Consider the following 22,810-nt stretch of genomic DNA (forward strand, 5'->3'; position numbering starts at 1 on the left):
AACATTGCGTCCCAAACGGCTTCTCCAGCAGGGTATCAAGCGGACCGCTATCTTAGCTTGCTTTTTTCACAATTTGCGCTCTAGACTTTGGCGATACGGCGAGGAGCTGAACATGCCGCGTTTCGTTACGTTGGGCGCGATGCTCGTATATATTTGCCTGCCGATTTCGTCTTCTTTTGCCGATAGCATACTTGAGTTGAATAAGGGCTTCATCGAGAAGTTCAAGAATAGACTTACGATTTCGGCTCACTATACGGTAGATGCTGCGCACAAGCGGCCCAACCCAGCAAGCAAGGACGGCGACATGTATGTCGCCGGTCGGGCGCCGGAAATTGGTCTAGCTACGGTTGCGGAAATTCAGAATGCAAAGGATGTGCCCGATGCTGTGAGTGCCGTGAAGGACGCGGAGGGCTCAGGACAAGCAATCGACCTGTCGGGCGTTTGGCGCATCTGGCCGGAACACGGCGGGGACAATACGCACATCCAACAATCCGATGCTGGATCGCCCTATGAGGGCGATGGCCCAACCAATCCGCCCCATGTTTTTGAGGTCCATCCGATTCTCAAGGTCGGCGATCAAGACCTCACGAGCACGCTTCGACCGATCGAAGGGTTCGATGCCAAGGAGGCTGAAGAGGCTTTTCCGCGATATGAGGGTGGCAGCTTTGAGATTACCCCGTCCGAAGGCCGCGTCCGCATGCGTATGCGAATGATGGGATTTAACTACGTCAAATTTCTCATGAAAATCCGCAAGCGCTTTCACAGAGAAGAGGACGGCGAATTCGTTTCGGCCGCGATCTATTCTGGTGAAGAAGAATTGCTCGTCCACGACCGCCGTGTCGGCTTTGTTGCGGGCACAGCGCCAGATGAAAAGCAGAAGACGATGAGCGTGGGTGACTGTATGCTCGTCCTTGGAATTCCAAGAATCGATTTGGCTCTCGTCTCGTGGCGAATTCGCCACGGTGGCGATGCGCTGCGATGGTCGGTGCCATATGAAATCATTGTCGTCGGCGTATATGACGATCAGCCACGCAGGTGCGGTGACTGATTCAATTCGAACGCGCCTGATGGCGGTGAGATAGGCCGTCCGAGTTACGGAGTTACAACCAACCCACCTCTCGTCAATAAGCTATTTTGGCTCGCTACCGTATACGGGTCGTGCTGATCATTTCGTGGGTAGATTCTGTAGCTCGCCCAACCGTTCGCTAGTGAGGTCTTGTGGACGGTGATTCTGAGATGCAGCTTGGCCGCTGGAGGATTTGGAAATACGAACAGGTCCATCGAACCCTCGACAAACATGTTCGCTCCGGTGGGAGTAGTGCCAGTGGCCGGGTCAGTGACGAGCCGGCTCTTCGCAATGCCAATACTCTGCCAGCTGCCGGGCGCCCCAGTGTCGGAGACCGCGCCCTCAATTTCAGTGATGCCGTTTGTGTGCTGAATGACAAGCAGATCTCTTACGCTGGTGGCAGCCGTGAATTGATACGTCACATTGGCACGCGAAGCGTCAGGAGTATTGTTCGATGAGTAATGATGATCGTGCAGTGCGAATGGCTCAGGCGCGAAGACAAAGGAAGCCGGTTCAACGAGATATCCAACTCCTATCCGAGCGGGATCAGTAATCGGAAAGTCCATCTGCCATTTATTGTGGCGTAGCGGCATGCAGTCGGCGTCACAAGAATTGGCAGGAATCTGGATTGTTTGAATGCGAACGGTCGTCATGTGCAAACTCCAAAATGAAAATAGTGAAATCTAATAAATTGAGGCTTGGATTATGCACAACTATCGATATACTTCAATTCTAAATTGTTCTAGGATGCGGACTCATAAAAACGCAGCCACAGTCTGATTGACGCGAGTTGGATGAAGGCAAGGTAGTTGGCAGCGAGCCTGTCGTAACGCGTCGCGATTCGGCGGCATTGTTTGATCCGGTTGAAGAACCGCTCGACCCGGTTGCTAGCGCGGTAGAGATAGGGGCTGAAGCAGATCGGATCGCTCCGATTGCTTTTCGGCGGGATGTTGGCCCAAGCGCCCTTCTTCATGGCAAGCTCTCTGATCCAGTCGGCGTCATCGTGGGCGGCAGCAAGTGCGTCGATGATGCGGCCCCAGACACCAGCCCGCCGCCACGAAGCGGTTATAGCAGGTCGTGTAAGGGCCAAAATGAGGCGGCAGATCGCGCCAAGGTGCCCCGGATCGCAGGACCCAGAAGATGCCGTTGAGGACACGTCGGTCGTTGACCCGAGGAACGCCACGCGGCTTGTTCGGCAGCATCGGCTTGATGGCAAGCCATTCATAGTCGGCGAGTTCGTAGCGCATGATTCGACCCCCAGTTTGGGAGTTTGAATCATGGGGGTCGGTCCAAGCGCAACGCTTCTGGCCCGGCGCCGGTTCGGCGCTTTCGGGGCAAAGCGGAAGTCAACCAACTGACAACGCCCGTTGAATCCGTCGAAAATGACCCCGTGCGGACATCCGATCATGTATCTAATGGTGTGACCATATCGATACAACCTGTAGGTGAGAGCCAACTCTAAACGGATAATTGGACGGCCCTAACGGATTAGGGCTTGCCCACAGCGTTTGCGTGCAGGAAAATATCCCGCAATCGCCTTCGTAGTATTCTGGTTACTTGCATGCCGTAGATTGATGTTACCGCTCTCTCCAGCCGCCGTTGGTGGCGAGAAATCGAACATGGGAGGGTTTGCAGATGGTTTCTTGCTGGAAAAGCCTGGGAGCCTCGGCGGGAACTGCTTCTCTGCTTTGTGGAGTTCTCTTGTTCACGCCCTTAATCACCACGGTTGCGTTCCCTGCCGACCTAAATGCCGCTGCAGACAGCGTGCTGGGCGACGTAATCTCTCAGACCCAAAGTTTAATGGTATCGATGAGCCAGGGCTGCTCAGGCGGCGCCAGCGGAGTGCCCCCGGTTAACTGGGGTGGGTTGCAGTCTCACGGTAACTCGGCTGTGAATGCACTAAACGCCGCAAGACTAGCTTTGGCAAACCAGAATAAGCCCGGCGCCATACAACAGATCAATTCTGCTGAGGGCGAGCTAGACGCATTAATCAATGGTGCGCATTACGCTTGTTCTGGAGGTGCACACGGTGAGGATCCCGTCGGCTTTGCCGGGTATGTGGCGATCAAAGCTGCGGTCAAAGGGCAACTGGACGTTGTGAAACGTTTTTTGAGTTAGGATTGCATAGCTTTCACAATATGAGGCGCATTGAAGCGAATTTGAGGACAGCGAGAGCGTTGAGTTGAGCTCGCTCCACCTGCTCTCGGCTTTCGGCCTAAAGTGCGTTGGGATTGGTTGCCATGACAAATCTCGACATCACAACTGTTGTTGTCGCCGTTGTAGCGATAGCGCTGCTGGGTTGGTTGTGGTGGATAGTGCCGAAATGGCAGCTCAATAGCCTTCGACCAAGAATCCCCCCCGCCAATCCGAAAGACCGTGCGGATGTCGAAGACAACTTCCGCAAGACTTTCGGTCAGGCGCTCGGCGGAGCCGCCGTTCTGATCGGTGCTGCGTTTGCATTCTTCCAATTCCAAGAGCAGCGATTAGAGTTCTCGCAACAGCAGCAGGCGGCGCGCGATCTCCTAATCAGCAATCAGGTGTCAAAAGGCTTTGAGCAATTTGCCGGCAAGAACACCCAGATGCGTCTCGGTGGCATCTATGCGCTGGAAGGCGTTATGAATGATAAAAAGTCCCCAGGATATCATCAGCCGGTACTTGAGGCGCTTTGCGCGTTTGTGCGTGAGGCAACGAAAGGAAAAACCGTCCCCGAAAAGCCGGCCACCGATGTCCAGACGGCGCTTACGGTTATTGGAAGGCGCACGGAAGGACTCGGGGTGGTAGACTTGGCCGACGTGAGCATCCCAGGCGCCAACCTGAGCAACACCAATCTGAGCGGCGCCATCCTGAACGGCGCCGATCTGACCGGCGCCATCCTGACCGGTGCCAACCTGACCGGCGCCCAGCTGAACAGCGCTAAGTTGAGCAAGGCCAACCTGAGCGGCGCTACCCTTAAAGCCAACCTGTCCGGCGCCGACCTGACCGGCGCCATCCTGATCGGCGTCGAGCTGCGCGATGCCCTCCTAGTCGGTGCCAACCTGACCGGCGCCGACCTGGCCGGCGCCTTCTTGGGCCCCGACCTGACCGCTGCCTTCCCGGGCGCCGCTCCCTCCGGCGGCCCCGCCAACCTGAGCCGCGCCGACCTGACCGCAGTGAAGAATTTGACCCAAGGGCAATTGGACAAGGCGTGCGGCACAAACACGATGCTGCCTAACGGCCTCACACTGAAGCCGTGTCCATAACGTGCTGCGAGAACTTGCTTGCAAACATACGCCGGTGAGCGAAGCCGGTTGACTCAGCGACCGCGGAAGCTTGTACGTCGGCGCAATGATTTTGACCGGTTGGACCGTATATCACCGTATAGTTTGCAGATGTTCTGGGTTGATGAGCATTTCGATGCGGCGGGCGCTGATCGAATCAAATATGTGCTGGTTGTGTCAGTTTATGGCCCATCGCGTCATTTGCTGCGGTTGCACAAAGGCCGTCGGTCTCGGAGCGAAGCGGACATCGGCGAGGCTTTATGAGTACGCGCCCTAGCCGAGCTGCCTGGACGCGAACCAGACAGTATGTCAGACCAGACATGCCGTTCCCGCGACGCAACAGCGCGTTGGACCAAGGTGAAGGTGTGCGTTCTACTCGGAACGCTCTCTGCACGCGACTACCCCACCCAATTGTCGACTGACTGAAAGAACACGAGCGCGAGCGCCGTTGCATCGAACAGCCCCATCCGCCGATCTTCGCTCATCCACGGCTTGCGGGGCGGTGGAACATAACGCTCGAACGCGGGAATGTGCTTCGCGATCAGCTCAGCCCGGCGATGCTTGTTCGGGCATTCGTAGCGCTCGAACGCGCTTCGGACCTGATCGCGCGAATATGCGAAAACTGGAACGTCGCGCTCTTTCGCGAGTGCACGGATCGAGGCATTGAGGGTCGTGATCCACCGCGCTCGTTGTGTGCCTTGCTCGGACGTGTCCTGAATAACGAGAACATCGGGAGCATACCGATCGACAACTTGCGTGATACGCGTGAGACATCCTTTGCGTTTTCGAGGCCCGCGTATCTCGCGTATTCCCCAGTCGAACGGCGAGAGGTGGCCTTCGAACACGACGAATGCGAACCCGCGCGTGTTTAAATAGATTGAAAGAGCGAGCCCATGTCGATCGGGGCGCCTCATACGGCACGAAACACGCGCTTTTCAGCTCGTTCTAGTAATCTCTCCAGGAAGTCCAACTTGAATTGCGTCGTGTTAGACGGGTTTCCTTGAAGCTCCTCATAGAGATCATTTACTCGCCGAACGGTGATCTCATGAAGCTCCGCCATAAGCCCGGGAAACAGTTCCGAGGGAGTTGTATCGAACAGCAGCGCGAATATGAACGCAGCCTCTAGGTGTCAATCGGCCTGCAAATTTGACCCCTCATCGGCGTCCAATTTTGACCCCTTCGTGCGGCGGGGTTTGCTGGTAGCGCTCGTCTCGTCGGAGCTGGCCGGGATAGCGGAGGCGAGACGAGCGCGGGTGGCGTGATTGTCGTCTCGGCTCTTGAATCGCCAGCTGTCGTTGCCGGTCTCGACGATGTCGCAGTGATGGGTCAATCGGTCGAGCAGCGCGGTGGTCATTTTGGCGTCGCCGAACACGCTCGGCCATTCGCCGAAGGCGAGATTGGTGGTCACGATGATGGAGGCCCGCTCATAGAGCCGGCTGACGAGGTGGAAGAGAAGCTGTCCACCGGACTGGGCGAAGGGCAAATAGCCGAGTTCATCCAGCACGATGAAGTCCATCCGGGTCAGATGCTCGGCGAGCCGTCCTTGCCGTCCGTTGCGGGTCTCGGTCTCGAGGCGATTGACGAGGTCGACTACGTTGAAGAAGCGGCCGCGGGCACCGGATCGGATGCAGCTTCTGGCGATGGCAATGGCCAGGTGGGTCTTGCCTGTGCCGGTTCCGCCAACCAGCACGACGTTGCGTTGTTGGGCGATGAAGCCGCCGCCAGCGAGATCATTGACGAGCGTCTGATTGATCGGCGTGCCGTCGAACTGGAAGTCGGCGATGTCCTTGGCAAGCGGCAGCTTGGCAATGGTGAGCTGGTATTTGATCGACCTTGCTTGCTTCTCGTTGATCTCGGCGTTGAGCAGGTCGCCGACAATGCGCTGAGGTTCGTGCTGGCGCTTGACGGCGGTTGCCATGATCTCGTCGAAGGCGGCCTTCATGCCGTAGAGCTTCAGTTCGCCCATGAGGTCGAAGATTTGGGTTCGTTCCATCAGATGGTCCTCCGGAGGTTGTCGTAGCGGGCACAATCGGCGATCGGTGCATGACGGAGCGTCAGTGCGGCCGGCGTCATGATGTTGGCCGGTGGGGCGGGTTCACGTTGACGGGCCAGGATATTGAGCACGACATCGGCGGAATGGACGCCATGACCGAGCGCTTCGGCACAGGCCGCTTCCACCGCGGGCAGACCGTCAGTCAGCACCGCGTTGAGGATGTCGACCATCTGCCGATTGCCATCGTCGGTGCTGGCAAGCTTGCGCCGGATCCGCTCGATCGCGGCCGGCAGCACCCAGTCTTTGAAGGGAGCACCGTTGCGCAAGGCGCCGGGTTTGCGGGCGAGCACCGGCACATAATGCCAGGGGTCGTAGACGGTATCGCCGCGGCCAAAGGATCGCGGGTGCTCGGCAACGATGCATCCATCCTGACGGATCACGATGCGATCGGCATAGGCTTGAACCTCGACCGGTCGTCCGACTGCGCTGGCTGCGACCGAGTACTTGTTGTTGTCGAAGCGCACCAGGCAGGTCTTCGAGACCGATGCCGTCACCGCATGGAAGCCGTCGAAGCGGCCGGCATAGGGAACGAGTTTGGGGCGTTCGGCTTCGAACACTTCCCAGATCGTCTGATCGACCAGCTCCGGATGGCGATGAGCCTTGGCGTAGGCGATGCATTTGTCGAGCAGCCAGGCGTTTAACTCGTCGAGGTTTTTGAACCGCAGCCGCGGCGTGAAGAAGCGTTCCCTGACCAGCCCGACCTGGTTCTCGACCTGCCCCTTCTCCCAGCCCGACGCTGGCGTGCAGGCGACCGGATCGACCAGATAGTGGCTGCACATCTGCAGGAAGCGGCGATTGTAGAGACGCCCTTTACCGACGAAGATCGTCTCTACGGCAGTCTTCATGTTGTCGTAGATGCCGCGGGTGCAGGTACCTTTGAACAGGGCGAACGCCCGGTCGTGGGCGTCGAACACCATCTCCTGCGTCTCCCGCGGATAGGCCCGCACGAACAGCATGCGGCTGTGGCAGAGCCGGACATGGGCGGCCTTCACCATTACCGTGGTGCCGCTCAGCAAGACCACCTCGTGGCTCCAGTCGAACTGATAGGCTTCGCCTGGGGCAAAGCTCAGCGGGACATAAGCGGCCGCGGTCGATTGCCCGCGTTCTTTGCTCCACCGCCTGGCGTAACGCCGCACCGCATCGTAACCGCCGTCATAGCCGCGGCCGCGCAGCTCTTCGAAGATCCGGATCAACGTCAGCTGTTCACGAGCCGATTTGGCCGCGTTCGCCGCCAGCAATCCGTCAAGCTCTACTGCCCATCGTCCCAGCTTTGGCCGCGGCTGCACCTGCCGCTCGTACTCGAAGGAGGTCTCTCCCGACCTCAGCACCTTCCGGACCGTGTTCCGCGACACCTTCAGGTCACGGGCGATCTCCTTGATTGTCTTGCCCTTGATGAAGTGCTCGCGCCGGATCCGGGCAATCGTCTCCACGATCAGCATCCCCCACCACCTGCTTCGTTCCAAAGCAGGCAGCGCAACAGACCAATCTGTAGGGGGTCAATTTTGGACGCCGATCCCCCGGCTTAGGGGGTCAATATTGCAGGCCGAATGACACTCTAGGCTCGGTTTCCGCTTCGCGCCTTCAAGGCGCGAGATAGCCGTGCGGCACTTGACCCCGATAAGAAAAGCAATCTCCTTTTGCGTAAAGCCAAAGCGGCGGCGAAGAGGTCGAATGTATGATTTGAGGTCGTAGTTCATAGCGTGGTGGCCTTATGACAGGCACACACGCAATTATTCACCTGAGAACGCCTCAGTTCGAGACACGAAAAAGTGCCGACTTGTCACCGAAATAGAACGCCGTACCCCATTTTGGCTTTGACAATAGTGCCAGCGTTTCGATGAAAGGAGGGTGGAGCGGGACAAGGGGACGTGGGGAGCTCGCGCGGGCGTGCCGAGAGTCGCTACTTGTCGATCATGCCGTAATCACCGCCACCCTATGGTGTACCTGCTACGTCCCCGAAGTCCCATGTCCCCTTCTGTATCCATCATTACGTTATCGGCAAAGACATTCACGCCGTAACGTTCGCACAGAAGCTCCACTTTCTCCTTCTCGTTCAGCGGAACGAACGTGCAATCGCTACGCTCTCGCCACGACATCTCGGCGTACAGTGGCGTATCGCGGCAACTCGAGGGTCCGTAGTTTCCCACGGGTCGCCGAGAGGTTAGTTGCTGACACTCATTTGGACTACTACCAAAACCGAGAGGCATTCATTCGCCCCTACCCGCGAATGCCAAGGGTTTCACAACGGTTGATCAACAACTTGGTGCGGTTCGGCGCATTGGGCCGGAACGGAAGCGATTGCTGGTATCGAAAGCCATCGCCTACACGGTAGAGTGCGCTTCCTAAAGACAAAATAAAAACGAGCCGATCTGTGTCGCGAAGGTGACGCCAGCAAAGTGTTCACGTCGATAACATGGTCGCGCTGTCAGCCTCGATGAGCACTAAAGACCTGTGTTGCGTTTGCAAGGTATGCCGACCATCCTGAGCGACTCCAAACAGCCGAAGCCGGATGGGCAGTAGAAAAGCCGTGAACGACCGGGTCAGCTCAACCTTAGCTAATAAGGCAATCGCACAAATGCCGCTCATGGGCGGCATTTCTGATTCTTGGAGTGTTGTACTTGCGGAAATGATGGGAGCTTGCCGCGGGGCGGGCCGCCCTTCACGTCAGAGGACGAACACAGGGGCTAGGGAAGCCTACCAGTTTCGGTAGTAACTTCGACTAAGGATCAGCGGTATTCTACAAATATCGAGCGCGGTGCGAAAGAATTCCGCCGGGCCCCTAAGAGCCGTCAAATGCTTGTTGCTGTGTTTGCGGTAGAGCAACCAACAAGGCCACCATAGCATGCTCAGCGCCGAGCAAATTGCGGAAGCCAAGACGCGGGTTCGCTGTCACGGACAAGACAATCCTCACGAACATGACGACTGCATCAGGATCGCATACGAATGGCTCGATGCGCAGACCACGACGAAGGGGTTCTTGAACCGTACCCACCCAATCAAACATTTCATCGAAAGGTGGGGCGGGAGATACGTTTCATCATCAGACGTGCAAGTTGCGGCGGAAATACACCCTCGTATCAAGGGAAAGTATCCTCATTTTAATATCAGTTCTCGCCTTACACTGCCCTCCGATCGACGCCTGGCAGATATTTCGGAAGCGAGAACACAAAGTTACCAACTTACGTCGGCGCACATCACGCAAACGTATTTTCGAATCGAAGAACCCTAGAAGGCGGCCCCAATCTGGTCAGGGCCAGCGAATGACAGCTTAGAAAGCAGAGAGGTTTGTCGTCGGCGCCCGCTTTAGAGAGAGCTGGGGAATATTCAGTGCCTGGAGCTAGGTTACAAAACACGGGCGGGCGGGCGGGGCGACGCAGAACGCGACACGCGCACACAATCACCTGCGAATGCGAGCGTCGCGGCGAACCGCGGAGGAGATCAGGTTATGGAGATCATCAAGTTCGGGCTCCCAGCCTTCATCGAGGACTTTCCGCCGAATAGTCCCGAATATGCCAACCTGAGCCATCGTTGGACCATCAACGTCAACGGCTGGATCCAGCAGGCGACCCCTGACCCGGCCTACTACTTCTACAATCCACTCGACACTGATATCCCTTCGGGCACGGAGGCAGTGTTGGTCGAATGGGTGGCGTTTCCGGGCCGACTTGACCAGTACTATTCCAAGACGCCGCCGGTCAGTCCACCGAACCCATACAATCTCCTACAGACCCAGGTTTATGAACTGGCCGACACCGGCTATTACGATACCGGTCGGAAAACTTTCGAGAACATTCCGGCGACGCTCTGTCCGCAGGCCGATTGGAGCGGAACGCTGAAGACGTTCGGACCCTACGGCCCGCGTGGCTGGCTCGACGAATATTGCGAATGGTCGACGGTGCGCGACGGCGACGGCAATCTCATCCGCGTCGATTTTGCCTGCGAGAACCCTGAATACTGGAATACGATGTGGAAGGTGTCGCAGGAGCGGGTGCGCGAACTCTACGAACAGACGCTCAACCACGGGGCGTCAGTCGTGAACCAGATCAAGGTCACCCTCGACGACCTTACCCTGATGGATTCGAGTGGCAATCCCGTGATTGATCCCGACACCGGCAAGCGCGCTTACAATCCGCTCAACAAATGGAATTCGGGGCCGATTGCAACGCGCGGCGGCGCCAATCCGTATGGCGGGGTTATGCATCTCACCAGCACGCCGAATACCTTGCAAACCGAGCTCGGCCTCGCCGGCGCTGCCACGGTGCAATACGTGCCGCCCCAGTTTCAGGACGATCCGGCCAGCCGCAACAGCGATTCCCAGGCGCTGATCTGCTGCGGCAACTACGGCCAAGCATATCGCCACAGCGATCCAACCATCGGCCAGACCGTCAATCAGGTGGTGGGCGGGCAAGCGGGCAATATGCTGGCACGCCACTGCGCGCCTGCCTCGCCAACCCGGTCGGGCTCTATATCCAGGTGCCGGATTCGTCGAGATTCGCCTTCGGGCCCAACATCAAGGCCGGCGTCGACGTGCCCGGCGACGCCAAACCGATCGACATCTACCAGATTCTGCGCGGTTCTGCCGAGGTCAACGATCCGGTCAGCGGGGCACCGTTTCGCGGCAACATGGTGCTGCATGCGGCCGTGCAGATTCCAGGGAGCTGGCTCGCCATGAATCCGAATCTAACGCTTGCCGACATGCTGATTAACGGTCAGCCAATCCAATATGACAACAACGGCAATCCGGTCGCGCCAACCTTGCCGCGCAATCCCAACCAGAAGCCATCGCCGGGCTATACGTTCTTCAATCCGAACTGCAATCCGCAGGCCGACATCTATTATCGCTGCAAGCCCAACAACCCGCCGGGCGACGCGTGTCCGATTGGCAAGCCGCCGACGCCAGACTGCTTTCCCTATTCGGCGCCGATGCAGATCACCCGCATCACGCCTGTGGACTCGCAGGCGAATTCCGTCACTGATTATGCTTGGAGAATCCTGCCGGCGGATTCGGTGTTCAACTATTACCGCCTGATCGACGTGCAATGGCCGAACAGCCCGCAGCCAGTACCGCCGCAGAGCACTGTACCGCTCTCGACCGGCGACATCACGCCGTCGAGCGCCAGTCACATCGTCGCCAACACCACACTTGAGACCTACTTGCAGACCCAGAAGTCATGCATGGATTGTCATCAATCCGCCAGGATAGGCAATCCATCGCAGCAAATAACCGCTAAAATTGCCGGCCGCCGGGTGCGCCGCGTCTTGGTCGCGTCGCCAAAAGGGTGGATGGGTGCAACTGATAATCCGGACTACGCGTCCGATTATTCCTTCGTATTTACTGTGGAAACGAACCGATGAGCTGAAAGGGAACAGTCCAATCCTGCTCAGGACGGACCATCAGAAGGGCGATCCGCCGCACCTTCGGTTCGGCCGCTGCGATCCAGCGCTGCCAGATCCACAAGGCGCGCAACATCATGGAACGCCTGCCGAAAGAGCATCATGCGGCCACCCGTCGGGTGCTGCGCCAGGCCTGGCAGCTCGATGACGCCGACAAGGCTGAAAAATTGATCCACAATCTCGCGCGTCGACTCGACCAGCAATGGCCGGCGTAGCGGCCAGCATCCTCGAAGGCCTCGACGAAATCCTGACTGTCGTCCGGTTGAAGCTGCCGAAGGAGCTTCGTCGATCGCTCGCCTGTACCAACATCGCCGAGAACATGATGGGCACCATTCGCCGCGTCACGCGCAACGTCAAACGCTGCCGGGATGCCGGTATGGCCTTGCGATGGGTCGCGGCCGGCATGATCGAGGCCAACAACGGCTTCCGACGATTGAAGGCGCATAAGCAATTGTCGGTTCTGCGTGCGGCCCTTCACGCTCACCACGATCGCATGACGATCAAGCCCGTAGCCCATGTCTCGAGGGCCGCGTAACATTCATTCCGGCAACGTCGTGTAGTTCAACACCGATCGGACATCTCCATCCTAGTTAGCAGTGAAGGAGAAAGCTTGTGCCTCTGCCTAAAACGTCTAAGCCCGCCGGGTCCGGGTGGTTCTCGTTAATTCTCGGTGTCGCGCTCATTCTTGTAGTGGTCGTAATGGCGTCGCTTCGAAGGCGGGCTAAAGATGTCGTCGATCCCGATCTGCTTCTCGCAGCGTGGATGATATGTTCCGGCGTTATCATGGGAATATGGGGACTTCAGCGTATTATCAGAACTACGGCAAAGTGGGATTTCCAAATAGGGCAGGACACTATCAATGTGTGTGTTGCAATAATTGCGGTGACCTTCACGATTCTGGCAATCATTTTGCAAAAGTAACCTTGGGCCACGGCTGCCGGGATGGGCAAAAGCCCGCCGAAGCGGGCTTTGAAGTTCATTGGACGGCTCCGGTCTGTTTTGCTGGGCACGTGCTCGCCCGGTGCCCGGGTTCGCCGCAGACCGAGCACTTCGGTGCCCGTCGCTCTTTCACAGATCCACCGAGCAGCTCCTGGAGTTCAGTATCCAGTTCCTCGCGCTTTGCAATCAGCTCTTTAACGCGCGCGATCTTGGTATCGATGTCCACCTGCATCACCTCCTCTCTTGAAGTGAGTGTATAAGGCGTGCGACCATGCGCGTCCTTATGGACAGTGACAGAAAACTCAAGTGATGTTTCGCTATGTTTCGCTATGTGTCGCTACATGGTTGAGTGAGACTGTACGATGATTTTTCACTTTTTGTTGCGTTCGCGGGGGTCGACGGCCGACGCGCGGGCGATTCTGGTACGGTCCCCGACATGCACGATGTTACAAATACGAAGCGCACGCGCCGGCCGCGATTCCGCCGCTCATCGGAGCCGCCGGTTTTTCGCGTAACCGATGATGACGTGGTCATCCTACGCTTGCTCGCGCGGCATCGCTTCCTGCGCTCAACGCACATCTCCGCGCTTGTCGACCGCTCACTCGACCGCACCAATGATCGACTCTGTCGACCCTTTCACGCCGGATACATCGATCGCCCACGCGCGCGGCTCGACTACTATCCGACCGCGGGCTCGGCTCCAATGGTGTATGCGCTCGCCGATCTCGGAGCCAACTTACTCAACGACCGGGAACCGCACACAGCCCTCGAAGATCGAGTGGAGCGGAAAGAATCGCGAAGCAGGCCGCCCGTTCATGGAACATCAACTGGAAATCGTGGACTTCCAGGTCCCGCTTGAGCGTGCCGTGCGGGATCGCTGCGATATCCGCCTCATCCGTTCTGACGAACTCATCGCTGCATTTCCTGAGCAAATACGTGGCGTTCGCAATCCACTCGCGATGCGGACCTGCGTCTCACATAGCGGGAGCGGCCACGACATCGGCCTTATCCCAGATCGTATCTTCGGACTCGGATTCCAATACGGTTCGCGCCGCTGTTTCATGGTAGAGATCGATCGGATCTGGCCGCAGCTTCTCGGACTTCGCGCCGAACTTCTCGCGCCGCAATTCCCTGAGAATAACCTCCATCCCAGGCCGCGACACCGCAGTACGCCATCGTTTCCCAACCTCTCATCGAAGAGATCGAAGTGAAAGCGTTTTATGGCGCTGACATCAAGCGCCCTTCCGGATAATCCGCAGATCTACTCGGATTTTATATCGACCAAAGCCGAAGAGCGCCGCAAACGTTGCCAGAACCAAGGGCACACCGACAAAGACACGGACGACGCACGATACTTCGCCTTGTCGTGTCGATGAAGTTCGGTATCACCCGGCTGAACCGGGAGGATCCATCTCTGGGCATAACGGCCGATTCGATATCGGATTTAAGTGCCTCTCTTGGTCGCCAATTGCATCCTTGCTAGAAGATCAGCTTTTTCAGATAGTTGCTTTTTGGCCTCTAGTTGAGCTCTACTGGCGAGCGATGCCTTTTCAGTTAACTGACGCTTTGCTTCCAGCTGATGTTTGGCGACGGTATCTGCTTTCGCAGCTAGTTGCTTCTTCGCTTCAAGCTGAAGAGAGGCTGTATCAGACATTCCCGCACTCCTTTGCTAAGTTGGGGATGTGAGTCTTAACGAATGCAGTTTGTTCGTCGTTTAATCCGGCGAGCAAGCGCTCTGCGGTCAGATCGGCTGAGGTGAGCTCGCAGTCTTTTGTCAGGCTTGGGTCCTTGCCTTCGATTGTAAAGCTAACCTGCTTTTCGAACCCAGCCTGACAGAGCTTCGATAGAGCACATTTGATGCATGGGCTTCTATCTCTGGAAGCCTTCAGGTACCCCTTTTCCGCGATGCAGAATTCGTCGAAGTCGGGTCCATCATATAGAAGGTTTGGGTCAACGTTATAGCGCGGCGACATATCGCCCCCTCCACGTCTTATTATCCCGAACTCATATTGCACCGACGTGTGCAGCAATTCAACTACAATCTTCGGGCGAGCTGCAGGAATTCAGTTTCTACAGTGGCCGGCAGCGTCGATTAGGCGAGTTACCCGCCGAACGCAAGGCTGTTCGCGGTCAGTCCTGCGAGACAGATTGAAGGATTTTGCGGAGGGAGGATTTCTGGTTCATCGTAGCCACCAGGAGCGAAGATGAAGCAGAAATCCGGACCGGGCAAAGCACCGGCAGAACAAGTTCTAAACGACATTAGGCGACAGCCACGCCGGCATTATTCGGCGGAAGAGAATATCCGCATTGTGCTGGAAGGGTTGCGCGGCGAGGAAAATATCTCCGAGCTGTGCCCGCGAGGGCATTGCCGCCTCGATGTATTACGGCTGGTCCAAGGAGTTCCTCGAGGCCGGCGAGCGCCGCTTGGCGGGCGACGCGGCGCGAGCTGCGACCTCCGGCGAGGTGAAGGATCTCCGCGGGGAGACCGCCGCCCTGAAGGAGGTCGTAGCCGATCTGACCCCGGAGAACCATCTGCTCAAAAAACGCATGAACGGGGATGGGGAGGACGAGGCATGAGGTATCCCGCCTCCCAGAAGGCCGAGATCATCCAGCTGGTCGAGCAATCGCATCTTCCGGTCAAGCGCACGCTGGACAAGCTCGGTATCCCACGCGTCACGTTCTATCGCTGGTATGATCGCTACCGCGAGGGGGGCGTTGAAGCGCTGGCCGATCACCGGTCTCGACCAGACCGGTCGCATCCCCGACGATGTGCGGGGCTAGATCATCGACCTGGCGCTGGAGTTACCTGAGCTGTCGCCACGCGAACTGGCCGTGCGGTTCACCGACGAACGAAAGTACTTTGTGTCCGAAGCGTCCGTCTATCGGCTGCTGAAGGCCATGACCTCATCGCCAGCCCGGCCTATGTGGTGATGAAGGCGGCGAACGAGTTCAAGGACAAGACGACGGCGTCAACCAGCTCTGGAAGACCGACTTCACCTAGCTCGAGATCACCGGACGGTGGTAGTACTATCTCTCGACGGTGCTTGACGACTTCTCGCGCTTCGTCATGGCCTGGAGGCTTGGTTCCACCATGTGCGCTTCCGACGTCACGGCCACCCTCGACCAGGCACTCGCTTGCATCCGGCCTTGACCACATCGCCGTCGCGCACCGGCCAAGGCTTCTCAGCGACAATGGTTCGAGTTACGTGGCGGACGATCTGGCCAAGTGGCTCGACCAGAAGGGCATGCAGCATGTGCGCGGTGCTCCAGACCCAGGGAAAGATCGAGCGCTGGCATCAGACGCTGAAGAACCATTCTGCTTGACAACTACTACCTGCCTGGCGATCTCGAACGGCAGATATCGGCCTTCGTCGAACACTACAATCAAGTTCGCTATCATGAGAGCATCGACAACCTCACACCAGCCGATGTCTACTTCGGCAGAGCCGAGGCGATCCTCGCTGAGCGAAAACGGATCCAGCGCGACACCATTGCAAGCCGCCGCTTGCAGCATCAACTGCAGGCTGCTTAAACTCTAACCCCTGATGAGCCAGAGCCTCCCTTCTCGAATCTGATCAGTCTCAAATCATCTGACGCGGACAAACAGACTGCTAACGTACATGCATAGCGCTACCGTTTGCGGATTGTGTACGTCTTTGTGAGCGTTTCTTTAAATATGAACCACCCAAGCCAAACTAGCAAAAATCCGAATGCCAGCATTAAGAGCCATTCGAGGTTTAAGTTCGCCACCCCGTAGGCGGCAACGAAATAGCAAGCGTCTCGAATGGTTACCAACCCCAGCAGTCCAATTGAGATCGCAACTACGTAGGGCATCGATGCACCCGCTGTTTCTTGACCTTGGCGTCGAGGTCAGCGCGCATGCATTGATAGATCTTCTTGATCATCCAGCGCGTATGGCCCGCGGAGGACCACCGATCTGTGCGCACTCGTTTGACGATCGCAAAATATGGAGCCATCCACTCCTCAATCGGGATGTGCTTTGCCGCCAAATCGGGGCTCGCCTCCTCGAAGACAATCTCAGCAGGAATAGGGGCAGGCTGGCCCAGCCGGACAATCCAGCCCGTAAATGTTGGCGCTCCGACGTCCGCGTCCATCGTGATGATTGGCGCTAAAAAGTCTTTCCAGTTCTTCTGGGCCTCCGCAGCCCGCTGCAACGCCGCGCGAATAGAAGGCATGTCTCCCTGACCGCTACCGGCTACGCCGCCAGTTAGGTTCTTCAGGTTTGATGGGTGCGTGTGGATCACGCCGAGGACGTATTTGTTTGCGGGAAGCAATTCCATGTTGAGGTAGTATTCAATAAATGGTGCGTTGAGCTGAACGTGACCCGGGCCTCTGTTTAAGCGGCCGTCGGGCCCAACCATTGGCGGCATCGGTCTGCAATCGGTCACACGGTGCGGATCACTGAGGCTCCCCGCGAGAATTGCGTAGTGCTCAGGCGGATGTCGGCAAATCGAATTCAATAGAATCTGCCGGACGCCATGATCCATTCTAATTATCGGATGATCTCCACCACTGAGAGCTCCCCTCATGATCTCCTTTTAGCTCCATGGTTTGCCATCGCGGATATAACGAGACGTGCGTTCAGCCCACAACATCGCGAGAAAAACGGCTGCCGGTAGATCACGAGGCTCCTTGCCGGGCCAGATGCAGATACGCGGTCGTCCCAAGCAGAGGCCCAACCGATGGGTGGCACTCGCATCGCTGGCACGGCCACCATAGTCTCGCTGTTGCTCGATGAAAATGTTGTAGCTTTCCGCGGTGCGCTCGAACCGGAACACGAAGAAATCGCCAAGTACGCTTTGGTGGCTCAGTCGCCCGTTGCTCTGTTCGGGAACCTGTTGACGGATTGAAGCCAGGTTCGGGTTGCCGCCGCAGTATACATTCTTTAACTGCACAGGCATCGATCCCTCCGTCCCCGGTCTCACTGCGATGGGCAGTCGCCTGCCCATCGCATCGCTCTGGTCGAGTTCGGCTCCCCAATCAATGGAAAGTGTCGGGACCAATCGGTGATGGTTCCCAGACCGAAAGACGTTGAGCTGTCGTTCCCATATTCTTCTCCTCATTGCCTATCGCGCTCCTGGTTAGGGTCTTCCGGGCGCTGCACCGGAGGCTTCGCGCACGCGCTCGTGCCACACACCGGGCACCGCCAGCCGACGGGAAGCGGCTCGCGGTAGGCCCGGATCGGAAAAATCTCTCCACTTGCGGCATGAATTCCATTCAACCCGATCCAGCATGGCAGCTGGGTGAAATGCTCCCCAATGGATGCGATGGATAACGTCGAGCCAACCCGGTAGTGGAGAAGTCCGAGCGCGACCCACGCCGCCTTGACATTCAAGGTCTCCGGAACGATGCGGTGACTATTGAAAAACGGCGGCGATTGATGTCCGGCCTCATGACGATCGCACGCGCTCTTGAGGAAGCACCGTACGCAGCCGAGCCCCGCAGCATTCCGCAAAGTGCCCGCGATAACGTATTGCCGATTGTCGCCTTCCGTCCTGATATGCAACGCATCGACGCCGAGCTGAACGGCGGCTCGGCTCAGTCGAATTGCTGCGGACAGACTATCTGTTCCGTCGATGACGAGATCGGCACTTCCAAGGACGGTGTCGAGATCTTCAAGCTCATTGTCGCGGCAGGCGAACGTCTCGACCCGTGCATCTGGGTTAATGCGCCTGACACGGTTGGCAGCGACATCCCCCTTTAGTTGTCCGATGTCATCCCACGCGAAGCCGGACTGACCAATGTTTTCGGGTTCGACGATGCCGCCGTCGACGAGGATAAAATGACCGATTCCACTTGAGGCAAGAACTTCGATCTTGCTCAAGCTCCTACCGGTGCCGAAGAACGCGATCGTTGTCCCGGACAGGAGCCGGGTGCAGAGCTGTCCCCGTTGTCGATCCGCTATTTCACCCATCACAGTCTTACTCCTGGATGTGGTGAGGGATTGAATCATGGCCAGTCGCCGCTGAGAATCGATCATGAATGCGGCATTTTGACTCACAGGCGCGGGCGGCTATGTCACCTGCCGGTCTCTCCTATCAATTGAGTAAAAAAATTTCAGCCCCAAAGCCGCCGCGTCAAAGATCCCCATGCGCGCGTCCTCGCTCAAGGACGACATCTTGAAGACGAGCGCGCATATGGATACCGCATCAACACTCGGCCTTCGCTTAGACCCTTCAATTCGCGCGACGGTGGTTCTCCTTACACCGATCAAAACGGCCAGCCCCTCCTGGGTGAATCCCCAGCGGCGGCAAAGCGGACGAAGGTATGAACTGCGAGGGTGGTGCATATAAGTGATACGGCCAGCCAGTAAGAATGACAGGCACGCTCACTATAATCGCATACGGTACGATCCCTTTCGAGACGCGAAAAGTGCCCGCGTGGAACGAATGAGACACAAAACACGCGGCGCGCCATTTCCTCTCGTGGCTGTAGGAATCATGCACAACGTCACATGACGAGGACGTGGACGTGGGGACATGCGGGCGTGAAGGGCGCCGCCGCGCCTTGGAGTTGTAAGTACTCGTACTAGAACATTTCGTCGCACTGTTTCGTTGTGGAAGTTGCGCTACAACGTCTCTGTAGTCCCCACGTCCCCCTTCGCCGCCGGGACATCGGTGATGATATTCACACCGTATCGGCCGCACAGCAGCTCTACTTTCTGCCTCTCATTCATGGGAACTACATACACGCCGTGGCTCTTGTAGGTTTGCAGGTTGAGCTTCTTTCTCAAAATGCTGCCAATCCACCGATTCGTGATCGGTCGCTCGTACTCGGCGCCGTACCGCTCGATGAGCCCCATGGTGACATCGGCGACGGGAACGATCGGGCGGTCTGTCGTAATCATTAACTCCGCGAGAATTTCGAGCACCTGAGCTTCCATGAGGAGGCCACGTTCCGCAACGATCGAGGCCTGAGCCTTATGGGCCGCGTTCCGAAGTTCGGCACGCAGTCCCGGGTCCCCTATGACGCTGAGTAGGGGCAACATGATCTGGTTGAGGCGTGGTTCGAGCTTTGGATCAGCCAAAGTTGGGTCGAGCATGACATCATGCCTTCTATGAAAGCGGTACAGTAGCAGCTTGTTGCGTAGCTCGCGCGCTTCTTCCTTGAACGTTTCCGGAAGGTTGATCGGAACATCATCCCGAAGCGGCCGTGCGCCCGTTTCCTCTGTGATAAACCGGCTCTCTAATCCTCGATCTTCATAAAGGCCGCGCGTGGCCACGATCTTGGGACCAAACACATGGAATGCCTGCGGGTTGAACTCCCGTTGTTGGTTCATCATGGTGCGCAGCACCGGCATACCACGCACATTTCCATTGTTGAGAATTTTGACAATTTCTGATCGCTCGTCGCTAAAGCGAAAATCGGCCTCATCGAAAATTAGCGTTCCGCGGAAAGCATCGAGCGTATGGAATATTGGCGAGACGGTCGAAGCGCCGCTCGCGAAGAACGGTTTGTAGCAAAGCGAACCAATAGTGAGGAGCATGCGCGTCTTGCCCGTGCCGAAGTCGCCGCGAAGCCGCAGGTACGGCAGGTCATTGAATGCATCGTAGAGCCACGTCAGCAAGACGTAATAACAAGCGACCTTCTCGAAGGACGGACTGAGGTCCGCGTACCGATGTATGAACTCCGCAATGTCCGAAACGAGCTGTTGCTCACTGCCGTAGATGCGAGGCTCTGATGGCAGAAGCACAACCTCGTTCTTGATAAGATTGTTGTTCGGAGAGAATGGGACGAGCCGGTGCCGCTCCGACACGTCTACGTGGCTTTGCAGCGTCCAGCGTCCGGCATTGAATATGGCAAGAGACGTGTTCCGAATTTCCGGCCGGTATACGAGTTCAACAATCGTCCCGTCCTCGAGCACCTCTGAAACCGTTGGGATGATCTTCCTTTTCTGTTCGCCCTGCGCTGGTCCCGGCATAGAACTGAGCGTACAGACCTGATGAGCAACTCAAAGACTGGGTTCCGTTCCTTCGGGGCACGAACGATGCTCTGTGGGTGCTACGGATCGAAGTATCCTCCCTTTCTGATCACGGCTCACGATATTTCGTTCATAGCGAGGAGCCGGAAGCGCGATGCAAAACTGAAAGGGAACGTGGCACATTTTCGGATGTCGAGTTACGCTCACACCATCCCTATGGCTAGTTTTGAACTCGACATGATCTTTTACCGGAATATAGCCGTGGACCTGTAATTGCTGGGGTGTTCCCACGACTTGCTCTACCGTGCTCAGTAGTATCGCCCGTCTCGCTTGAAAACTCAAGTTGTGGAGCATTGTCTGAGCCGCATCAGAGAATTCTCTTATCTCGGAGGCACTCGGCATTTTGGTGACATCAATAGCGCTCGATTCTTGTTGCGCGCTCGCAATTTCGTTTTTTAACAACGCGAGTTTCTCCCGAAGCGGGGTCGTGTACTCACTCAGCTGTTCGACCGTGAACAGGCCTGCGCCATACGCCTTGTTGTAGCGATGCTCCTGTGCCTTCAATGCAGTAACTTCCTTTTCCGCCGCGGCAACGTCGCCACCAGATGACTGCAATTTCGCCCGGCGCGTCCCCAACCAACGACTGACCTGTTCAGAGAGCAGTTCTTCCGAGCCCATCAAATTGGCGATCTTCTCCCAAACAAGCCTGTCGGCGACGCGTGCATTTATTCCCCGTTCTTTGCACGTTGCGGACAGAGGAAAGCTGAGCACTCTATCGCTGCAACGATAATACAGGTGCTTGCCCTGCATCGGTCCTTCGCCGGTTCTAGTCCTCCCGCACACGCATCGAATCTTGCCAGCAAGGAGATATTCGTTCTTTTTGTTTCGTTGAGACAGCGCGAAGTTAGCGTCGAGTTGTGCGCGAGCGCGTTCGAAGAGTTCCTTATCTATGATCGCTGGTACCGGAATAATGAACCACTCGTCTCCTGGTCTCATTCGACGACTCGTCTTTTTTACTTTTCGATACGCGTCTTGCTTGATTGGACGCTGAGGCGCTACGGCGTATGATGCGCCCCAGTGGGCTTCGCCGATGTACCCCTTGTGCCTCAGCAATGTGCTGAGCGTACTCGTGTTCCATACCCCCCGCTTGCTTCTGCGGGGTTTTATGCCGAGTCCCTGCAGTCTGCGCACGACTTTCCGCAAGGTGCAGCCGTCGTCGGCGACCCAGCTGAAAATCAACTTCACAATCCGCGCTTCCTCCGGATTAACTTCGTAATATCCGTGCTTGCCGTCGAGCTTGGGAATATAGTTATAGCCATAGAGTGCCTCACTTACGAGGATGTGGCCCTCTTTTACTTTGCGAAGTTTACCGAGCCGAAAGCGTTCTGCGATTTTCGCCCGCTCATACTCCGCAAACAGACCTCGCACACCATGCAAAATTTTCTCTTCGCTATTCTTCGGGGCAGACACAGTAACAAATATGATCTCAATTTCGGCCTCGCGCAGCTCGTCCATCACCAGTTCTTGGTAAGAATATCGTCGAGCTAGCCGATCCGGGTCATAGACCAAAACGGCCTGCCATGTTTTTCCTCGCGCTTCCTGGCGCAGCTGATCCAGTGACGGTCTGGCAAGAATGTCTCCACTCCAACCGTCGTCAATATACTCTTTGACGATTCTATAACCGTGCTGATGAGCGAAATCGCGAAGCGCTATTAGTTGGGTCTCGACAGTTCCTTCCTCTTCTTGTCGAGCAGTCGAGACTCTCGCGTATATCGCAATCAGCTTTGCGTCCGCTAGCTCAGGACGAGTCATAGACTACAGTTTACTGCCGCCTCCGGAACGAGTCGAATCCGATGCGGGGCGGCGAGCCGCTTTCAATACTTCGTCGAAGAGAATGTTAAAAGCGGTGTCGAGTCGACGTTGCCGCTCAACCGACTGTTCATCTGTTGATCGATAACAAACATTAAGTGCCGTCGACTTTCGCATCCGGGTATCATGCACGGTCAAGCAGATAGGATGCTAGGCGGTCGAAATTGCCAGAGACGCACAAACACCCTCCGCTGAGACCGACAGCGCGCCAACTCGGCAACTCTACTGGGAGTCGACGAGGACGTTAGAACTTTGAAAGGTAAAATGTGCCGCGTGGTCACAAGAAGTAT

General features: G+C 56.9%; 19 protein-coding genes and 4 pseudogenes. 8 read left to right on the plus strand and 15 right to left on the minus strand.

Translation table 11 applies throughout. The features are described 5' to 3' along the window. Positions 1-112 precede the first annotated feature (112 nt). A complete protein-coding gene (locus V5279_RS03715) occupies positions 113-1,048 on the plus strand; it encodes a hypothetical protein (RefSeq protein WP_338695200.1) in 936 nt (311 codons plus the stop codon). 44 nt (positions 1,049-1,092) lie between these two features. Here V5279_RS03715 and V5279_RS03720 read toward each other — a convergent pair whose 3' ends face one another. Beyond that, on the minus strand, positions 1,093-1,719 hold the full coding sequence (locus V5279_RS03720) for a hypothetical protein (RefSeq protein ID WP_338695202.1): 627 nt from the start codon (positions 1,717-1,719) through the stop codon (positions 1,093-1,095). An 89-nt stretch (positions 1,720-1,808) separates the two neighbouring features. Further along, positions 1,809-2,313: pseudogene (locus tag V5279_RS03725) on the minus strand (transposase). Positions 2,314-2,767: 454 nt separating this feature from the next. Here V5279_RS03725 and V5279_RS03730 point away from each other — a divergent pair. Beyond that, positions 2,768-3,184 carry a hypothetical protein gene (locus V5279_RS03730; protein ID WP_338695204.1) on the plus strand — a complete coding sequence of 139 codons (417 nt, stop codon included), beginning with the start codon at positions 2,768-2,770 and terminating at the stop codon, positions 3,182-3,184. A 122-nt stretch (positions 3,185-3,306) separates the two neighbouring features. After that, on the plus strand, positions 3,307-4,305 hold the full coding sequence (locus V5279_RS03735) for a pentapeptide repeat-containing protein (protein ID WP_338695207.1): 999 nt from the start codon (positions 3,307-3,309) through the stop codon (positions 4,303-4,305). 416 nt (positions 4,306-4,721) lie between these two features. On the opposite strand, the gene V5279_RS03740 is transcribed toward V5279_RS03735, so the two are convergent. From V5279_RS03740 to istA, 3 genes and pseudogenes are all read right to left on the minus strand, one after another. Further along, on the minus strand, positions 4,722-5,168 hold the full coding sequence (locus V5279_RS03740) for a hypothetical protein (protein WP_338695209.1): 447 nt from the start codon (positions 5,166-5,168) through the stop codon (positions 4,722-4,724). 284 nt (positions 5,169-5,452) lie between these two features. After that, entirely contained in the window at positions 5,453-6,316 is an 864-nt protein-coding gene (gene istB / locus V5279_RS03745) for an IS21-like element helper ATPase IstB (RefSeq protein ID WP_338695211.1), read from the minus strand. An 8-nt stretch (positions 6,317-6,324) separates the two neighbouring features. Further along, positions 6,325-7,815 (minus strand): annotated as a pseudogene (gene istA / locus V5279_RS03750) (IS21 family transposase); the annotation flags it as partial. Between the two features lie 2,006 nt (positions 7,816-9,821). Between istA and V5279_RS03755 the strand changes: the two are divergent. The 3 genes and pseudogenes from V5279_RS03755 to V5279_RS03765 form a co-directional block, all read left to right on the plus strand. Next, positions 9,822-11,048: a hypothetical protein gene (locus tag V5279_RS03755; protein ID WP_338695213.1), complete on the plus strand. Its 1,227-nt coding sequence runs from the start codon at positions 9,822-9,824 to the stop codon at positions 11,046-11,048. Beyond that, on the plus strand, positions 11,045-11,731 hold the full coding sequence (locus V5279_RS03760) for a hypothetical protein (RefSeq protein ID WP_338695215.1): 687 nt from the start codon (positions 11,045-11,047) through the stop codon (positions 11,729-11,731). Before V5279_RS03755 ends, V5279_RS03760 begins: the two co-directional genes overlap by 4 nt. Before the next feature lie 44 nt (positions 11,732-11,775). Continuing rightward, positions 11,776-12,305, plus strand: a pseudogene (locus V5279_RS03765) (transposase); the annotation flags it as partial. Positions 12,306-12,570: 265 nt separating this feature from the next. Here the strand turns inward: V5279_RS03765 and V5279_RS03770 are convergent. Continuing rightward, the gene (locus tag V5279_RS03770; RefSeq protein ID WP_338695216.1) at positions 12,571-12,750 is read right to left on the minus strand and encodes a hypothetical protein; all 180 of its coding nucleotides are present in this window, start codon (positions 12,748-12,750) and stop codon (positions 12,571-12,573) included. After that, entirely contained in the window at positions 12,747-12,941 is a 195-nt protein-coding gene (locus V5279_RS03775; RefSeq protein ID WP_338695218.1) for a hypothetical protein, read from the minus strand. The genes V5279_RS03770 and V5279_RS03775 overlap by 4 nt, the downstream gene beginning before the upstream one ends. A gap of 204 nt (positions 12,942-13,145) precedes the next feature. Between V5279_RS03775 and V5279_RS46880 the strand changes: the two genes are divergently transcribed. Further along, complete coding sequence (locus tag V5279_RS46880) at positions 13,146-13,568, plus strand: replication-relaxation family protein (protein ID WP_414645996.1); 423 nt, start codon at positions 13,146-13,148, stop codon at positions 13,566-13,568. A 115-nt stretch (positions 13,569-13,683) separates the two neighbouring features. Here V5279_RS46880 and V5279_RS03780 read toward each other — a convergent pair whose 3' ends face one another. Next, positions 13,684-13,857, minus strand: coding sequence for a hypothetical protein (locus tag V5279_RS03780; protein WP_338695220.1), 174 nt, complete (start codon positions 13,855-13,857; stop codon positions 13,684-13,686). A 296-nt stretch (positions 13,858-14,153) separates the two neighbouring features. Continuing rightward, positions 14,154-14,363, minus strand: a complete 210-nt coding sequence (locus V5279_RS03785; protein WP_338695222.1) for a hypothetical protein — start codon at positions 14,361-14,363, stop codon at positions 14,154-14,156. A gap of 550 nt (positions 14,364-14,913) precedes the next feature. Between V5279_RS03785 and V5279_RS03790 the strand changes: the two are divergent. Then, a pseudogene (locus tag V5279_RS03790) lies at positions 14,914-16,241 on the plus strand (IS3 family transposase). Between the two features lie 289 nt (positions 16,242-16,530). Here V5279_RS03790 and V5279_RS03795 read toward each other — a convergent pair. The 6 genes from V5279_RS03795 to V5279_RS03815 form a co-directional block, all read right to left on the minus strand. After that, positions 16,531-17,217 (minus strand): hypothetical protein, encoded by a 687-nt coding sequence (locus V5279_RS03795; RefSeq protein ID WP_338695224.1) that lies wholly within the window; start codon positions 17,215-17,217, stop codon positions 16,531-16,533. 51 nt (positions 17,218-17,268) lie between these two features. After that, positions 17,269-17,631 carry a hypothetical protein gene (locus tag V5279_RS03800; protein WP_338695226.1) on the minus strand — a complete coding sequence of 121 codons (363 nt, stop codon included), beginning with the start codon at positions 17,629-17,631 and terminating at the stop codon, positions 17,269-17,271. Between the two features lie 158 nt (positions 17,632-17,789). Next, complete coding sequence (locus V5279_RS03805) at positions 17,790-18,554, minus strand: ThiF family adenylyltransferase (protein WP_338695228.1); 765 nt, start codon at positions 18,552-18,554, stop codon at positions 17,790-17,792. Positions 18,555-18,743: 189 nt separating this feature from the next. Continuing rightward, positions 18,744-19,019, minus strand: coding sequence for a helix-turn-helix transcriptional regulator (locus tag V5279_RS46885; protein ID WP_414645896.1), 276 nt, complete (start codon positions 19,017-19,019; stop codon positions 18,744-18,746). A gap of 279 nt (positions 19,020-19,298) precedes the next feature. Beyond that, positions 19,299-20,651, minus strand: a complete 1,353-nt coding sequence (locus V5279_RS03810; RefSeq protein WP_338695230.1) for a hypothetical protein — start codon at positions 20,649-20,651, stop codon at positions 19,299-19,301. Positions 20,652-20,681: 30 nt separating this feature from the next. Then, positions 20,682-22,463, minus strand: coding sequence for a recombinase family protein (locus tag V5279_RS03815; protein ID WP_338695232.1), 1,782 nt, complete (start codon positions 22,461-22,463; stop codon positions 20,682-20,684). Positions 22,464-22,810 lie beyond the last annotated feature (347 nt).

Origin of the sequence: Bradyrhizobium sp. 26S5 (assembly GCF_036923295.1) — a bacterium.
Taxonomy (GTDB): Bacteria; Pseudomonadota; Alphaproteobacteria; order Rhizobiales; family Xanthobacteraceae; genus Bradyrhizobium; species Bradyrhizobium septentrionale.

Bases quoted from the DNA above. Each gene is read 5' to 3' on its own strand.
- V5279_RS03800 (WP_338695226.1), bottom strand. From the start codon at position 17,631: ATGCCTGTGCAGTTAAAGAATGTATACTGCGGCGGCAACCCGAACCTG.
- V5279_RS03760 (WP_338695215.1), top strand. From the start codon at position 11,045: ATGAATCCGAATCTAACGCTTGCCGACATGCTGATTAACGGTCAGCCA.
- V5279_RS03795 (WP_338695224.1), bottom strand. From the start codon at position 17,217: ATGGATCATGGCGTCCGGCAGATTCTATTGAATTCGATTTGCCGACAT.
- V5279_RS03715 (WP_338695200.1), top strand. From the start codon at position 113: ATGCCGCGTTTCGTTACGTTGGGCGCGATGCTCGTATATATTTGCCTG.
- V5279_RS03770 (WP_338695216.1), bottom strand. From the start codon at position 12,750: ATGAACTTCAAAGCCCGCTTCGGCGGGCTTTTGCCCATCCCGGCAGCC.
- istB (WP_338695211.1), bottom strand. From the start codon at position 6,316: ATGGAACGAACCCAAATCTTCGACCTCATGGGCGAACTGAAGCTCTAC.
- V5279_RS03785 (WP_338695222.1), bottom strand. From the start codon at position 14,363: ATGTCTGATACAGCCTCTCTTCAGCTTGAAGCGAAGAAGCAACTAGCT.
- V5279_RS03735 (WP_338695207.1), top strand. From the start codon at position 3,307: ATGACAAATCTCGACATCACAACTGTTGTTGTCGCCGTTGTAGCGATA.
- V5279_RS03775 (WP_338695218.1), bottom strand. From the start codon at position 12,941: ATGCAGGTGGACATCGATACCAAGATCGCGCGCGTTAAAGAGCTGATT.
- V5279_RS46880 (WP_414645996.1), top strand. From the start codon at position 13,146: ATGCACGATGTTACAAATACGAAGCGCACGCGCCGGCCGCGATTCCGC.
- V5279_RS46885 (WP_414645896.1), bottom strand. From the start codon at position 19,019: ATGCACCACCCTCGCAGTTCATACCTTCGTCCGCTTTGCCGCCGCTGG.
- V5279_RS03720 (WP_338695202.1), bottom strand. From the start codon at position 1,719: ATGACGACCGTTCGCATTCAAACAATCCAGATTCCTGCCAATTCTTGT.
- V5279_RS03815 (WP_338695232.1), bottom strand. From the start codon at position 22,463: ATGACTCGTCCTGAGCTAGCGGACGCAAAGCTGATTGCGATATACGCG.
- V5279_RS03755 (WP_338695213.1), top strand. From the start codon at position 9,822: ATGGAGATCATCAAGTTCGGGCTCCCAGCCTTCATCGAGGACTTTCCG.
- V5279_RS03780 (WP_338695220.1), bottom strand. From the start codon at position 13,857: ATGGAGGTTATTCTCAGGGAATTGCGGCGCGAGAAGTTCGGCGCGAAG.
- V5279_RS03810 (WP_338695230.1), bottom strand. From the start codon at position 20,651: ATGCCGGGACCAGCGCAGGGCGAACAGAAAAGGAAGATCATCCCAACG.